Origin of the sequence: Duganella vulcania (assembly GCF_009857655.1) — a bacterium.
Lineage (GTDB): Bacteria > Pseudomonadota > Gammaproteobacteria > Burkholderiales > Burkholderiaceae_D > Rugamonas > Rugamonas vulcania.
The window spans coordinates 1-13,222 of the sequence record NZ_WWCX01000062.1 but is presented as its reverse complement, the minus strand read 5'-3'; the positions used below and the strand labels follow the sequence as shown (position 1 = coordinate 13,222).

15 protein-coding genes are annotated in these 13,222 nt (G+C 63.0%); 8 read left to right on the top strand and 7 right to left on the bottom strand.

The annotated features are described in order from the left end of the window. Window positions 1-13: 13 nt before the first annotated feature. A complete protein-coding gene (locus GTP90_RS24875) occupies window positions 14-1,633 on the bottom strand; it encodes a DHA2 family efflux MFS transporter permease subunit (RefSeq protein ID WP_161086053.1) in 1,620 nt (539 codons plus the stop codon). Window positions 1,634-1,642: 9 nt separating this feature from the next. Continuing rightward, a complete protein-coding gene (locus GTP90_RS24870; RefSeq protein ID WP_161086052.1) occupies window positions 1,643-2,788 on the bottom strand; it encodes an HlyD family secretion protein in 1,146 nt (381 codons plus the stop codon). A gap of 130 nt (window positions 2,789-2,918) precedes the next feature. Here GTP90_RS24870 and GTP90_RS24865 point away from each other — a divergent pair, with 130 nt between their 5' ends. The 4 genes from GTP90_RS24865 to GTP90_RS24855 all read left to right on the top strand — a co-directional run bounded on the left by GTP90_RS24865 (window position 2,919) and on the right by GTP90_RS24855 (window position 4,683). Beyond that, the gene (locus GTP90_RS24865) at window positions 2,919-3,632 is read left to right on the top strand and encodes a TetR/AcrR family transcriptional regulator (RefSeq protein WP_161086051.1); all 714 of its coding nucleotides are present in this window, start codon (window positions 2,919-2,921) and stop codon (window positions 3,630-3,632) included. A 55-nt stretch (window positions 3,633-3,687) separates the two neighbouring features. After that, on the top strand, window positions 3,688-3,870 hold the full coding sequence (locus GTP90_RS36480) for a hypothetical protein (RefSeq protein ID WP_175001135.1): 183 nt from the start codon (window positions 3,688-3,690) through the stop codon (window positions 3,868-3,870). Window positions 3,871-4,024: 154 nt separating this feature from the next. Further along, window positions 4,025-4,270: an AbrB/MazE/SpoVT family DNA-binding domain-containing protein gene (locus tag GTP90_RS24860; protein WP_161086050.1), complete on the top strand. Its 246-nt coding sequence runs from the start codon at window positions 4,025-4,027 to the stop codon at window positions 4,268-4,270. Beyond that, complete coding sequence (locus GTP90_RS24855) at window positions 4,267-4,683, top strand: type II toxin-antitoxin system VapC family toxin (RefSeq protein ID WP_161086049.1); 417 nt, start codon at window positions 4,267-4,269, stop codon at window positions 4,681-4,683. The genes GTP90_RS24860 and GTP90_RS24855 overlap by 4 nt, the downstream gene beginning before the upstream one ends. Window positions 4,684-4,698: 15 nt before the next feature. Here the strand turns inward: GTP90_RS24855 and GTP90_RS24850 are convergent, their stop codons facing one another. The 3 genes from GTP90_RS24850 to GTP90_RS24840 form a co-directional block, all read right to left on the bottom strand. Further along, complete coding sequence (locus GTP90_RS24850; RefSeq protein ID WP_161086048.1) at window positions 4,699-4,995, bottom strand: TfoX/Sxy family protein; 297 nt, start codon at window positions 4,993-4,995, stop codon at window positions 4,699-4,701. 31 nt (window positions 4,996-5,026) lie between these two features. Beyond that, on the bottom strand, window positions 5,027-5,683 hold the full coding sequence (locus GTP90_RS24845) for a thiol:disulfide interchange protein DsbA/DsbL (RefSeq protein WP_161086047.1): 657 nt from the start codon (window positions 5,681-5,683) through the stop codon (window positions 5,027-5,029). Window positions 5,684-5,772: 89 nt separating this feature from the next. Further along, window positions 5,773-6,687 carry a LysR family transcriptional regulator gene (locus tag GTP90_RS24840; RefSeq protein ID WP_161086046.1) on the bottom strand — a complete coding sequence of 305 codons (915 nt, stop codon included), beginning with the start codon at window positions 6,685-6,687 and terminating at the stop codon, window positions 5,773-5,775. Between the two features lie 94 nt (window positions 6,688-6,781). Here GTP90_RS24840 and GTP90_RS24835 point away from each other — a divergent pair, with 94 nt between their 5' ends. The 4 genes from GTP90_RS24835 to GTP90_RS24820 all read left to right on the top strand — a co-directional run bounded on the left by GTP90_RS24835 (window position 6,782) and on the right by GTP90_RS24820 (window position 9,989). Then, the gene (locus GTP90_RS24835; RefSeq protein WP_161086045.1) at window positions 6,782-7,204 is read left to right on the top strand and encodes a PACE efflux transporter; all 423 of its coding nucleotides are present in this window, start codon (window positions 6,782-6,784) and stop codon (window positions 7,202-7,204) included. Between the two features lie 21 nt (window positions 7,205-7,225). Continuing rightward, entirely contained in the window at window positions 7,226-8,524 is a 1,299-nt protein-coding gene (locus GTP90_RS24830; protein ID WP_161086044.1) for a M20/M25/M40 family metallo-hydrolase, read from the top strand. Between the two features lie 80 nt (window positions 8,525-8,604). Then, window positions 8,605-9,318, top strand: a complete 714-nt coding sequence (locus tag GTP90_RS24825) for a PEP-CTERM sorting domain-containing protein (protein WP_161086043.1) — start codon at window positions 8,605-8,607, stop codon at window positions 9,316-9,318. A 170-nt stretch (window positions 9,319-9,488) separates the two neighbouring features. Beyond that, window positions 9,489-9,989 carry a hypothetical protein gene (locus GTP90_RS24820; RefSeq protein WP_161086042.1) on the top strand — a complete coding sequence of 167 codons (501 nt, stop codon included), beginning with the start codon at window positions 9,489-9,491 and terminating at the stop codon, window positions 9,987-9,989. Between the two features lie 46 nt (window positions 9,990-10,035). On the opposite strand, the gene lpdA is transcribed toward GTP90_RS24820, so the two are convergent. Then, window positions 10,036-11,814 carry a dihydrolipoyl dehydrogenase gene (lpdA, locus tag GTP90_RS24815; RefSeq protein ID WP_161086041.1) on the bottom strand — a complete coding sequence of 593 codons (1,779 nt, stop codon included), beginning with the start codon at window positions 11,812-11,814 and terminating at the stop codon, window positions 10,036-10,038. Between the two features lie 9 nt (window positions 11,815-11,823). Beyond that, window positions 11,824-13,222, bottom strand: a 1,399-nt coding sequence (aceF, locus tag GTP90_RS24810) for a dihydrolipoyllysine-residue acetyltransferase (protein ID WP_161086040.1), incomplete at its 5' end; no start/stop codon positions are given.

Below are 13,222 nucleotides of genomic sequence, written 5' to 3'. Positions count from 1 at the left end.
GTTTTGAAGGCGCTTAGTGCGCGCCACCGCCGCCACCCGAAGGGGCTTTGACTTTGTCCGAGAACCACAGCACGCCGATGCAGCCGAACAGCACCATCGCGACCAGGAAGAAGCCGTCGTTGTAGGCCATCACATAAGCCTCGCGCCGCACGATGCCGTCGACCGCCTTGAGTGCCATGTCCGACGCGCTGGTCGCATCGAAGCCCTTGCTCATGAACGATTGCGTCAGCGCGGCCAGGCGTTCCTGCGTGGCGGCCGCGAAGCCGGTCACCGATTCGCCCAGGCGCTGCGAGTGGAAATGCTCGCGCGACGTCAGCGCGGTGGCCAGCAATGCGATGCCGATCGAACCGCCCAGGTTGCGGGTCATGTTGATCAGGCTCGATGCCGACGGCATGTCTTTCGGCGTGATGCCGTTCATCGCGAAGTTCGACAGCGTCAGCATCACGAACGGCTGGCCCAGCGCGCGCACCACCTGCGACAGCAGCAGCTGGTCGTAGCCGGTGGTGGCGTCCATGTAGGCGTTCATCAGGCACGAGCCGCCGAACAGCAGCAGGCCGAAGCTGCACAGGATGCGGTTGTCGACCTTCGACGACAGCTTGGCCACGAACGGCATGATGAACAGCTGCGGCAGGCCGACCCACATGATGACCTCACCGATCTGCATCGGCGAATAGCCGGCGATCTGGCCCAGGTACAGCGGCAGCAGGAACGAGGAACCGTACAGGCCCATGCCCATCGCCATCGACAGCGCGGTGGCGGCGAAGAAGTTGCGCTGGCCGTAGAGGCCCAGGTTGACAAAGGGCTGCTTGCGCATCGCCCCCGTCACCGCCCAGCCGAGCAGGCCGACGATGGCCATCGCCGCGAAGGTGATGATGAACGAGGAATCGAACCAGTCCTTGCTGTTGCCCTCTTCCAGGAAGATGGTCAGGCTGCCCAGCCCCACGGCCATGAAGGCGATGCCCAGCCAGTCGGCGTTGAACAGCAGGTTGGGTTGGAACTTCTCCTTGTCCAGGCCCAGCGCGATACCGCCGATCAGCAGCACGCCCGGCACCCAGTTGATGTAGAAGATCGACGGCCAGCCATACAGCTCGCTCAAATAGCCGCCGAAGGTCGGGCCCATGGCCGGCGCCAGCGTGGCCGTCAGGCCGAAGATGGCCATGCCGGCGGCGCGCTTGGACGGCGGCAGCTTGGTCATCACCAGCGTCATCGCCATCGGAATCAGCGCGCCGCCGGTGAAGCCCTGCAGCATGCGGAACACGATCATGCTCGGCAGGTTCCAGGCGAAGCCGCACAGCGTCGAGAACAGGAGGAACAACGCGGTGGTGCCCATCAGGTAGGCGCGCATGCCGAACACGCGGGTCAGCAGGCCGGTCATCGGAATGACGATGATCTCCGCCACCAGGTAGGCGGTGGCGATCCACGAGCCCTCTTCCTGCGTGGCCGACAAGGTGCCCAGGATGTCCTTGAGCGACGAGTTGGTGATCTGGATGTCGAGCACCGCCATGAAGGCGCCCAGCATGCCGGCGGCCACCGCCATCCAGGTGCGGCCGGAGACCTTCTCGGCCGGCATGGCCGGGGCAGGCGCGGGCTTCCCCACGCCACCGGCCGGCGTATCGATTGTGGTGCTGGCCATGGCGGCTCCTTAGTTGGCGGCTTTGGTCTGGTTCACGGCCACTTCGGCGATCGCCGACATGCCCGGCACCAGGCGGCCGCTCAGGGCCTTGACGTCTTCCGGCTTGAAGGTGATCTTGACCGGCACGCGCTGGACGATCTTGGTGAAGTTACCGGTGGCGTTATCGGCCGGCAGCAGCGCGAACTGGGCGCCGGAAGCGGGCGCGAAGCTGTCCACTTTGCCGATCAGCTCACGGCCCGGAATCGCGTCGATCGTCACTTTGACTTCCTGGCCCGGCTTCAGGTCGGCCAATTGGGTTTCCTTGAAGTTGGCGGTCAGCCAGACGTTTTCCTGCACGATGGCGGTCAGTTGCTGGCCGGCCGTCACGCGCTGGCCCACCTCGATGGAGCGCTTGCCGATCCGGCCGCCCACCGGCGCCAGGATGCGGTTGTAGGCCAGCTGCTGCTCGGCGTCCTTCAGCTGCACGCGCAGCACGGTCACTTGCGCCTTGAGCACGTCGCGCGCCGATTGGGCGGCGGCGATCTGCGCCTTGGCGGCGGCGGCGCTGTCCTTGCGCGCGGCCAGGTCGGCCACGGCGCTGGCGCGGCCGGCGACGGCGGCGTCCAGTTCCGCTTTCGAGACGGCCTTCATCTGGCTGTTATACAGCTGGCCATAACGCTCGGCGTCCTGCTTGGCGCGCACCAGTTGCGCTTCCGACTGCGCCACTTGGGCGGCCGCGGCGCTGGCCTGGGCCTGGACCTGGGCGATCTGCGCGTCCGACTGTGCGACCTGCTGCTCGGCGGTGGCGATCTGCGCCTGGATCTGCTCGACCTTCACGTGCTGGTCGAACGGATCGAGTTCGGCGATGACATCGCCTTCCTTGACGATCTGGTTATCGTCGATCATCACCTTGGTGACCACGCCGGCGATGCGCGCCGACACCGGATGCACGTGGCCCGCCACATAGGCGTTTTCCGTCTCGACGAAATAATGGCTGCGATACCACATGCGGCCGCCGGCGGCCAGCGCGGCCAGGGCGACGACCGCGGCGATCACCACCACGCGGCGGTTGGACTTGGCCGGCGCGGCTGGAGCGGCCGGCGCGGCAGGCGCCGCCGGCTGGCCAGCGGGGACGGCGCTGAGCACTTTTTGTTCTTGGTTGTGCTGGGTGGACATGTGCAGCTCCAAATAAATGAAATGGGAGAAGTGCATTATTAGCCCGAATCTGAGCAAAGTCAAGAAATGAAACGATTGCATTTCATTTTATTTTGGACTACGATGTGTGCATCCATTACCATGTCATCCCATGAAAATCACCGCCAACGCCGCCGCCCTGGAAGACCCGGATTGCCCCGAGGGCGCCGCCAACGATTCGCCCGACTCCCCCTGCTTCGGCAAGGTGGCCGGTCGTCCGCGCGCGGCCGACAAGGAAGCCCGCCTGCAATCGCTGCTGCACACGGCCGCCTCCCTGTTCCTGGAAAAAGGCTATAGCAAGGTCAGCCTGGAGATGATCGCGCGCGAAGCCCATGTGGCGGTCCGCACGATCTATGTCAAATTCGGCGGCAAGGCCGGGCTGCTAAGCGCCGTCATCACCAACGGCCGCGCGCATTTCTTCGCCGGCATGACCGACCTGCAGTCGGACCCGCGCCCCTTCCGCGAGGTGATGGACGACTTCGCGCTGCGCTTCCTGGAGTTGGTGACAGTGCCCGCCTTCGTCAGCCTGCACCGCATGGTGGTGGCCGAGGCCCGCACCACGCCCGAGCTGGCCGACACCTTCTACCAGGCCGGCCCGCTGCGCACCCGCGAGGAGTTGATGCGCTTCTTCAGCCGCGAAGACATCCGCGCGCAACTGCGGCCGGAGATACCGGTCGAAACGCTGGCGGTGCACCTGCTTAGCTGCCTCATGGGCGACACCATGGTGCGCATGCTGTTCCCGGTCGAACAGGCGCCGTCGGTTGACGAATTGCGCGCGCGGGCGCAGCAAGGGTTGGACCTGTTCTACCGCGCCGTGCTGCGTTAGGCGCTGTGCATTTTTGTCGTTTGCTCTATACTGGATTTTTACCCACGGAGCACACATGAGCAAATCGAATCGACTGGACTGGAGCAGGCAGGTAACGCTCATGAATGAGCGCGTTAAAAACTTCCAGGCCAATCCCGGCCAGGAGCAGCTCGACGCCGTCATCCAGGAACTGCAAGCCTACGCGGAAGCCGCGCGCAACGGCGGCATCGAAATCCCGACCCGCTTCACCGTCAACTGACCTGCAGGCACCGTACGCAGGCACACTGACGTCATGTTCACTGACGCAGATGAGCCCGCCCGGACAACCTTGAGCAACCCGCTCGCATGAAGTCAATCAAACTCTGCCCAAGGTTCCGGTGCTAGCATTGCAGCTGGCATACACAGGAGGCGCTATGGAAACCGCGTCAGTCAGCAGCAAAGGACAGGTCACGATCCCAAAAGAGATACGTCAGCAATTGGGCATACGCGAAGGCAGCAAAGTTGAATTCGCAGTGGTCGGAAAGCATCTGGAGTTACGCGTCCAAAGCCCCAACGGTGTTATGCAGACCGCAGCGCCGGCCAGTGGCTATGGCATGGTCAAAAGCAAACGCAACGCCGTCCCCGTAGACCTTGATCCGGCCAGCCTGCTCAAGCCATGATCGGTCTCGATACGAACATCCTCGCCCGCTACTACATCGAAGACGACGCCGATGCGGAGGCCAAGCGACAACGGCCAAGAGCACGCCGCTTGATCGAGTCCGGCAAACCGCTAATGGTCTGCAAGACGGTAATACTGGAATTCGAATGGGTAATGCGGGGTTACTACCACCTTGAACGCCAGGAGACAATCGCCGTTCTACGGCATCTCCTGACCCAACCACATATTGAAATCGAAGATAGCCCAATAGTCGCGCAAGCGCTTTCGGCCTGCGACCAAGGCTTGGAGTTCGCCGATGCCATCCACCACGCCAGTTATGGCATCTGTGCCAGCGTGGCATCCTTCGACGATCGGAAATTTGCGCGCCGAGTGAAAATTCTCGGGCTGGCACCACCAATCGTCGTACCACGGTAATGCCGGCCCAAACGCTTACCCGGCCGCGTTGATCGCCTTGCGCGCCCAGACCAGCATCTGCTCGGGATCGTCCAGCAGGAACTCGGGCGCCGTGTAGTACTTCGTGACCAGCACCTTACCCTTCTTCGTCTCGTAGGAAAATGGCGTCGCGCCGGCCGCCTCGAACTCGGCGCGGGTGGCGTCGCCGACGCGCAGGTACAGCGTGCTGCCGATCACCCACGCGAACTGCTGGCCGTGATACTTGAAGGCGCGGCCACCGAAGAACGCGGCGTCCGACACCGCGGCGCCGAGCGGCGCGAATTGCTCGCGCATCCAGCCTGCAAACTCGGCGCTCGCAGCCAATTTATTTGCGCGACATCGCCACCAGCGCGTCCAGCACCTGCAAGGTGGCCTGGTCCAGCTGCGGACGCGGGATGCCCGGATTGCTGGCGTCCACCATCGAAGGATTGGTCAGGTAGCGGCCGTTGACGATCAGCGTCGGCGTGCTGTTGACTTCATACGTGCCGGCCACGCGGCCCGCGCTCTTCAACTTGGCGATGACCGAGAACGAGTTATACGCGGCCACGTATTTGTCCTTGTCGACGCCGTTCTTCACGGCCCAGTCGATGTTGTCCGCATCGCTCTTCAGGCGGCGGCGCTCGACGTGCCAGGTGCTCAGCAGCTTGGCGTGCAGCGACTCTTCCAGCTTCAGCGCCTCCAGCGTCAGGAACATATGCGCTTCCGGATCGTTCTCGCCGGTCAGCGGCAGGTGGATGCGGCGGAACACGATGCCGTCGCCCTGCTTCTTCACCCACGCCAGCATCGCCGGCTCCAGCGCGTAGCACGCCGGGCAGTGGTACATGAAGAACTCGATCACCTCGACCTTCTTGCCCTCGGCCTGCACCGGCTGCGGCGTCTTCAGGGTGGTGTACTCGGCGCCGTTCTTGGGCGCGGTGGGCGATGCGAAAGCGGCGCCGGCCAACAAGGCGGTGGCTGCGACAGCGAGTTTCAGGCGAAGCATGGTTATCCTTTTATGAAAAAATCTGCACAGCGAATATACCAGCTTCCCACGCGCCGCGCCTGTGGGATTTAGCCCCCATTAAGCCCGCATTAAGTCACCGCCGCCGGCCGGGCCTCCAGGCCGGCGATGTCCTTCATCAGCGCGATCAGGCGCTGCGCGCCAAGGCCCAGTGGACGGTCGTTGAGCCACACTACGTCTACCCAGAGGCGCAACTGGTTGCTCATGTGCGCGAAGCCTATGCCCAGCAGCTCGCCCGAATCAAGCAGCGGCGCCGCCAGCCGGTGCGGCAGATAGGCCCAACCGACGCCGGCGCGCACCAGGCTCAGTGTCGCCAGATGGCTGTCGGTGCGCCACAGCTTGCGCGAGATGAGCACCCGCTCGTCCTCGATCCCCGCGTCGCGGCCAACGATGGCCACCTGCCGCATGTCGACCAGCTCCTCCAGCCGGAACTGCCCGTTGCACTCGCGCGCCTGCGGATGGCGCGGCGAGATCACCGCCACCATCACTTCGCTGCCCAGTTCCTGGAAGCTCTCGCGCTGGTCGATCTGCGGCCGCTCGTAGATCAGCGCCAGCTGCGCCGCGCCTTCGTGCAGCATGCGCAGCGCATCGTTCTGCGGCGCCGACACCACGTCCACCTCCAGCGACGGGAACTCCTCCGCCAGCCGCGCCAGCGGATCGCTCCACGGCGCCGACAGCAGCTCGGGCGCGATCGCCAGCGTCAGGCGCCGCTCCAGTCCCTGATGCAGCGACAGCGCGTGCGCCTGCAGGCGGCGCAACTGGCCCGCCATCTGCCGCGCCTCGGCCTCCAGCGCGCGCGCCGATTCAGTGGGCCGCACCTCGCGCGACGTGCGGTCGAACAGCTGCAGATCGAGTTCCGCCTCCAGGTTGGCGATCGCCATGCTGACGGCAGACGGCACCCGCCCCAGCGCTCGCGCCGCTGCGGAAAACGAACCGTGATCCAGCACGGCGAGAAAGATGGCGATGTTATCGCTGGAGAAAGCCATGGCCCCATGCTGTCAGAAAAACTGATAGCTGTCGACTTTTTCAATCAGTAAATCGCTATTACCATGCCCCATATCGTATTGAGGAGGAAACTTTATGCAAGGGTTGAAACGCAAAATCGTCTACGTATCGCTGTTCGAATTGATCGCCGTGGGTTTGACCAGCAGCGTGCTGGTGCTGTTGATGGGCCACGACGCCGGCCACGCCAGCGTCGCGGCGGTCGCCTCGTCGCTGGTCGCCGTGGTGTGGAACTTCGTCTACAACAGCATGTTCGAAGCGTGGGAAGCGCGCCAGGCCAAGCGTGGCCGCAGCTGGCTGCGCCGCGCCGCGCATGCGCTGGGCTTCGAAGGTGGCCTGGTGGTGATCCTGGTGCCGCTGTTCGCCTGGTGGCTGGACATCTCGCTGTGGGAAGCCTTTGTGCTGGACTTGGGGCTGGTGTTATTCTTTATGTTTTATACCTTTCTCTTCAGCTTGGCCTTCGACCGCATCTTCGGACTGCCGGCGTCGGCGCAAGCCTGATCAATCAGAACCGGAGTCCACATGGCATTGAAACCGTTCGCGTTCGCAGCACTGGTGATGGCGATGAGCAGCGCAGGCGCGGCGGCGCTGTCGCCGGTCGAGCAGAAAATCGTCGACGAGGTCAAGGCCCATTCGGAGCAAGGCTTGCAGCTGCTGGAGCGCTCGGTCAACATCAACAGTGGCACCATGAACCACGACGGCGTGCGCGAAGTGGGCAAGCTGTTTCGCGAGCAGTTCGACCAGCTGGGCTTCACCACCCGCTGGATCGACATGCCGCCCGCCGTGCAGCGCGCCGGCCACCTGCTGGCCACGCGCGATGGCAAGCAAGGCAAGCGCCTGCTGCTGATCGGCCATCTGGATACCGTGTTTGAAAAAGACAGCCCGGTGCAGCTGTGGAAGCGCGACGGCGCCCGCGTGCGCGGCCAGGGCGTCAACGACATGAAGGGCGGCGACGTGATCATCGTCGAAGCGCTGCGCGCCTTGCAGCGCGTGGGCGCGCTCGATAACACCAGCATCACCGTCATGTTCAGCGGCGACGAGGAAAGCGCCGGCCATCCGGTCGAGATCTCGCGCGCCGACATGGTCGCCGCCGCCAAGCGCAGCGACATCGCACTGGCCTTCGAAGCCACGGTGCGCGACAAGAACGGCAAGGACACCGGCACCATCGGCCGTCGCGCCTCGGCGTCGTGGGACCTGGAAGTGAAAGGCAAGCAAGGCCACTCCAGCGGCATCTTCACCGAGGGCGCAGGCTATGGCGCGGTGTACGAAGCGGCGCGCATCGTCGACGGCTTCCGCCAGCAAGTGATGGAACCGGACCTGACCTTCAGCCCCGGCCTGATATTGGGCGGCACCGACGTCAGCCTCGACGCCGGCGGCACGAAAGGCCAGGCCGCAGGCAAAGGCAACGTGATCGCGCGCAGCGCCACCGTGCACGGCGACCTGCGCTACCTGAGCTACGAACAGCGCGACCGCGCGCACGCGAAGATGAAAGCCATCGTCGCGCAGAACCTGCCGGGCACCAGCGCCAGCATCAGCTTCCACGAATCGTATCCGCCGATGTCGCCGACCGCAGGCAACCTGGCGGTGCTCAAGTTGTATTCGCAAGCGAGCAGCGACGCCGGCCTGGGCGAAATCCCCGCCCTGCCGCCGGGCCAGCGCGGCGCCGGCGATGTGCAGTTCGTCGCCCCGCTGCTCGACAGCCTGGACGGCCTGGGCGCCACCGGCAACGGCGCGCACTCGCCGGACGAGGATCTGGAAATCGCCTCCATCGAACGCGCCACCATCCGCACCGCCATCCTGATCTACCGCCTGACGCGGTAAACCTTTCATTTTTGACACCACCTCCTTATAATTGTTTTATTTGCATGAATTAAATGCATCTATTCAACAAGGAGGCAAAATTGAAGAAACTTGTGGGTTTGGCCTGCGGCCTCGCGCTGCTGGGTTCGGCTGAAGCAAAAGTCGTCAGCTACGATTTCACCATCACCGTCGACCACATTGTGGAGATGGATAACAACGTCAACCCGGTGTATGTGCAATCGAGCACCCGTCCGGGCGCGCTGGTATCGGTGGGTGAAAAGATGCATGGCACGTTCAGCTTCGACACCGACACCCCGAAAAGCGTCTTCTACCAACCGCCCGCACAGGCTCAAGGCAGCTGGGTTCTGTATTCGGACCCCGCGAACTACAAGAATCCGATCGACGCAGCCTTCCTGAACAGCGGGCTGCACACCACCGTGCCAGCCGGCGTGAAGGTCAACAGCACGGTGCAGGTACTCGACAACGCCAGCGTTCTGAACAACGGTGACGGCTTCTGGTTGAGTAACTCCGCTTCCTACAAGGGTGAGATCTTCACCAACTTGATCCTTCTGGGCGACAGCACCGGCGCCGCCTTCAACAGCGCCGCGATCCCGGGCCAGCTGAACCTGAGCCAATTCAACTACGGCAGCTACGGCTTCTCGCGCATGTCAGCCGACAACAAATGGGTGGAAGTCGACTGCGACTTCACCACATTGACCCTGTCGCCTACCGCGCCTGTGCCCGAACCGTCCACCTACCTGATGTTCGGCGCCGGCTTGATGCTGCTGGCCTGGCGCAGAAAATCGCGCGGCTGATCGTTAAGCGACGCAACAAAAAAAACCGGGATGCCAGCTCCCGGTTTTTTTGTGCCTCCAGCGTACGCCACGAAGAAAAGTGACTGTAGTCAACTATTTCTTGAGGTGCTACAAATACTTCCCCGCGCGCCAAGGCCATCATGTAGGTAGAACATCCCACGATATCCTCCGTGAAATACATGAAAACGACAAACCTAACGTATCCGCGCCCGCGCTGGCGTTACTTTATTCTTTTTCAATCCTGGCCTCAATTCGAATCATGGCTGGTAATTATTTTGCTATCAACCATAGTTTTATACTTGCTAGCCAAAACAGTAGATCCCAATACGATCCCAATCGAAGGCTTGGCTATCGGAGCTGGAATAGGCTCTTTGTTTTCTGTTTTTTCGGTGATTCCGGTTCAATTCACAGTGATAGATTGCAACCAAGATCATGCCCAACTCCTATTCAGACAGGTTGAGTATTGGGGATACATCAAACATGCCGAATCAGGGGATATCGTCATATTTCGTCAGAATCTGCCTCGTCTTTTGCGCTGGGATGAGGGCAATATCACCCTGCGTACCGACGTCAGCACGATTAAAGTCACTGGCCCAGTTTGCATCCTAAAAGCAATCCAGCGTAATTTAATAAAGAAAGTAAACGCAGGCATGGGCCCGGGCGCACCATAAAAAAAACCGGGAACAAGTCCCGGTTTCGTGTGATGCAGATTGTCGCTTAGCGCTTGCGCGGTGGCGGCAGGTCGGTGCAGACGCCTTCGTACACTTCGGCCGCCATGCCGATCGATTCGCCCAGCGTTGGGTGCGGATGGATCGTCTTGCCGATGTCGATGCCGTCGCAGCCCATCTCGATCGCCAACGCGATCTCGCCGATCATGTCACCGGCGTGCGTGCCGACCATCGTGCCGCCGATGATGCGGTGCGTTTCAGCGTCGAACAGCAGCTTGGTGAAGCCTTCGGCGCGGCCGTTGGCCACTGCGCGGCCACTCGCGGCCCAAGGGAAGTGGCCCTTCTCGACCTTGATGCCCTTGGCTTTCGCTTCGTCTTCGGTGATGCCGGCCCATGCCACTTCCGGATCGGTGTAGGCCACCGATGGAATCACCTTCACGTCGAAGTGCGACTTCTGGCCCGCCGCAGCTTCCGCCGCCACGTGGCCTTCGTGCACCGCCTTGTGCGCCAGCATAGGCTGGCCCACCAGGTCGCCGATGGCGAAGATGTTCGGCACGTTGGTGCGCATCTGGCTGTCGACCGGGATGAAGCCACGATCGGTCACGATCACGCCAGCCTTGTCGGCGGCGATCTTCTTGCCGTTCGGGCTGCGGCCGACTGCGACCAGCACCATGTCGTAGACCTGCGGCGCTGGCGCGGTGGCGCCGGCTTCCGCCGCTTCGAAGGTGACTTTGATCCCTTCCGGCAGCGCTTCAACCGCAACCGTCTTGGTCTTGGTCATGACGTTGTCGAAGCGCTTCTCGTTGAACTTCTGCCAGACCTTGACCGCATCACGGTCCGCGCCCTGCATCAAGCCGTCCATCATTTCGACCACGTCGATGCGCGCGCCGAAGGTCGAGTACACGGTGGCCATTTCCAGGCCGATGATGCCGCCGCCGATGACCAGCATGCGTTTCGGGATCTGACGCAGTTCCAGCGCGCCGGTCGAGTCGACGATACGCGGATCTTCAGGCACGAACGGCAGCTTCACCACAGCCGAACCGGCAGCGATGATGGCCTGCTTGAACTGCACCACTTTCTTGGTGCCGTCGGCGGCCGTGACTTCGATGTGGTTCGCGCTCAGGAACTGGCCGACACCAACGACGACTTGCGTCTTGCGCGCCTTGGCCATGCCTGCCAGGCCGCCGGTCATGTTCTTGATGACGCCTTCCTTGTACTTGCGTACCTGGTCGATGTCGATGGTCGGCTTGGCGAAGGTGACGCCGGTGTTGGACATGTGCGCGGTTTCGTCGATCACGGATGCCACGTGCAGCAGCGCTTTCGACGGGATGCAACCGACGTTCAGGCACACGCCGCCCAGCGTTTCGTAACGCTCGACGATGACCGTGTTCAGGCCCAGGTCCGCTGCGCGGAACGCGGCGGAGTAACCGCCAGGACCGCCGCCCAGCACCATCATGTCGCAGTCGATGTCGACCTGGCCGGCGTAGCTGCTACCGGCTGGTGCGGCGATCGGCGCGGCGGCTGGTGCAGCAGCAGGTGCCGCCGCAGCAGGAGCCGGAGCGGCTGCAGGTGCAGGTGCAGCAGCCGCACCAGCGGCGGCATCCACCACCAGCATCAGCGAGCCTTCCTTGACCTTGTCGCCAACCTTGACCTTCACTTCTTTCACCACGCCGGCGTGCGACGATGGGACTTCCATGCTGGCCTTGTCCGATTCAACAGTGATCAGCGACTGGTCCACCTTGATGGTATCGCCAACCTTGACCATCACCTCGATCACTTCAACTTCTGCGAAGTCGCCGATGTTCGGCACTTTCACTTCTGTGCTCATAGTCGCTCCTTACAGCAGAATTTTGCGCATGTCGCCGAGCACTTCGCTCAGGTACACGGAGAAGCGAGCACCCATCGCGCCGTCGACCACGCGGTGGTCGTAGGACAGCGAGGTACCCATCATCAGGCGAGGCTGGAATGCCTTGCCGTCCCACACCGGCTTGATCGATGCCTTGGACAGGCCAAGGATCGCCACTTCCGGCGCGTTGACGATAGGCGTGAAGTGCGTGCCGCCGATGCCGCCCAGCGACGAGATGGTGAAGCTGGCGCCTTGCATGTCGGTCGGTTTCAGCTTGCCTTCACGTGCTTGCAGCGACAACTCGGTCATTTCGCGGGCGATCTGCGAGACCGATTTCTGGTCGGCGTTTTTGATCACCGGTACAACCAGGCCGTTCGGCGTGTCGGCCGCGAAGCCGATGTTGTAGTACTGCTTGAGGATCAGGTTTTCACCCTTCTCATCCAGCGACGCGTTAAACGACGGGAATTTCTTCAGCGCGGCGACCGATGCCTTGATGACGAAGGCCAGCATGGTCAGCTTGGCCGCGTCCTTGTTCTTGGCGTTGGCGTTGTTGGTCTCGACGCGGAACGCTTCCAGGTCGGTGATGTCGGCATCGTCGAACTGCGTGACGTGCGGGATCATGACCCAGTTGCGGTGCAGGTTAGGACCGCTGATTTTCTTGATGCGCGACAGCGGCAGCAGTTCGGTCGGGCCAAACTTGCTGAAGTCGACCACCGGCCATGGCAGCACGCTCATGCCGCCACCGGAACCGGCTGGCGCCGATGCGCCGACAGGAGCAGCGGTGGTACCGGCCATCACGCCCTTGACGTAGTTCTGCACGTCCAGCTGGGTGATGCGGCCTTTAGGACCGGAGCCAGGCACTTTGCCCAGGTCCACGCCCAGTTCGCGGGCGAACTTGCGGATCGACGGCGATGCGTGCGCCAGCTTGCCGGTTTGGACCGAGCCTTGCGACGCCGTCGGTGCGGCAGCGGCGGCGGCTGGAGCCGGCGAAGGCGCAGCGGCGGCAGCGGCTGGAGCGGCAGCAGGAGCGGCCGGCGCGGCGGCGGCAGGAGCCGGAGCGGCAGCGCCACCCGTAGCTTCCACCACCAGCACCACGGTGCCCATGGCAACCTTGTCGCCAACCTTGATCTTCACTTCCTTCACCACACCAGCGTGCGACGAAGGGATTTCCATGCTGGCCTTGTCCGATTCGACGGTCAGCAGCGACTGATCGACCTTGATCGTGTCGCCGACCTTGACCATCACTTCGATGACTTCAACTTCCTTGAAGTCGCCGATGTCCGGAACCTTCACCTCGACCGGGCCGGCCGAAGCCGCAGGTGCGGCAGCCGGCGCAGGTACCGGCGCGGCGGCAGCGGCAGGCGCCGGTGCTGGAGCCGCGGCGGCTGGC

What these genes read in the sequence shown, in the direction of transcription:
- GTP90_RS24835 (WP_161086045.1), top strand. Translation starts at nt 6,782, where the DNA reads ATGCAAGGGTTGAAACGCAAAATCGTCTACGTATCGCTGTTCGAATTG.
- GTP90_RS36480 (WP_175001135.1), top strand. Translation starts at nt 3,688, where the DNA reads ATGAGCAAATCGAATCGACTGGACTGGAGCAGGCAGGTAACGCTCATG.
- GTP90_RS24855 (WP_161086049.1), top strand. Translation starts at nt 4,267, where the DNA reads ATGATCGGTCTCGATACGAACATCCTCGCCCGCTACTACATCGAAGAC.
- GTP90_RS24875 (WP_161086053.1), bottom strand. Translation starts at nt 1,633, where the DNA reads ATGGCCAGCACCACAATCGATACGCCGGCCGGTGGCGTGGGGAAGCCC.
- GTP90_RS24840 (WP_161086046.1), bottom strand. Translation starts at nt 6,687, where the DNA reads ATGGCTTTCTCCAGCGATAACATCGCCATCTTTCTCGCCGTGCTGGAT.
- GTP90_RS24830 (WP_161086044.1), top strand. Translation starts at nt 7,226, where the DNA reads ATGGCATTGAAACCGTTCGCGTTCGCAGCACTGGTGATGGCGATGAGC.
- GTP90_RS24845 (WP_161086047.1), bottom strand. Translation starts at nt 5,683, where the DNA reads ATGCTTCGCCTGAAACTCGCTGTCGCAGCCACCGCCTTGTTGGCCGGC.
- GTP90_RS24870 (WP_161086052.1), bottom strand. Translation starts at nt 2,788, where the DNA reads ATGTCCACCCAGCACAACCAAGAACAAAAAGTGCTCAGCGCCGTCCCC.
- GTP90_RS24865 (WP_161086051.1), top strand. Translation starts at nt 2,919, where the DNA reads ATGAAAATCACCGCCAACGCCGCCGCCCTGGAAGACCCGGATTGCCCC.
- GTP90_RS24860 (WP_161086050.1), top strand. Translation starts at nt 4,025, where the DNA reads ATGGAAACCGCGTCAGTCAGCAGCAAAGGACAGGTCACGATCCCAAAA.
- GTP90_RS24850 (WP_161086048.1), bottom strand. Translation starts at nt 4,995, where the DNA reads ATGCGCGAGCAATTCGCGCCGCTCGGCGCCGCGGTGTCGGACGCCGCG.
- lpdA (WP_161086041.1), bottom strand. Translation starts at nt 11,814, where the DNA reads ATGAGCACAGAAGTGAAAGTGCCGAACATCGGCGACTTCGCAGAAGTT.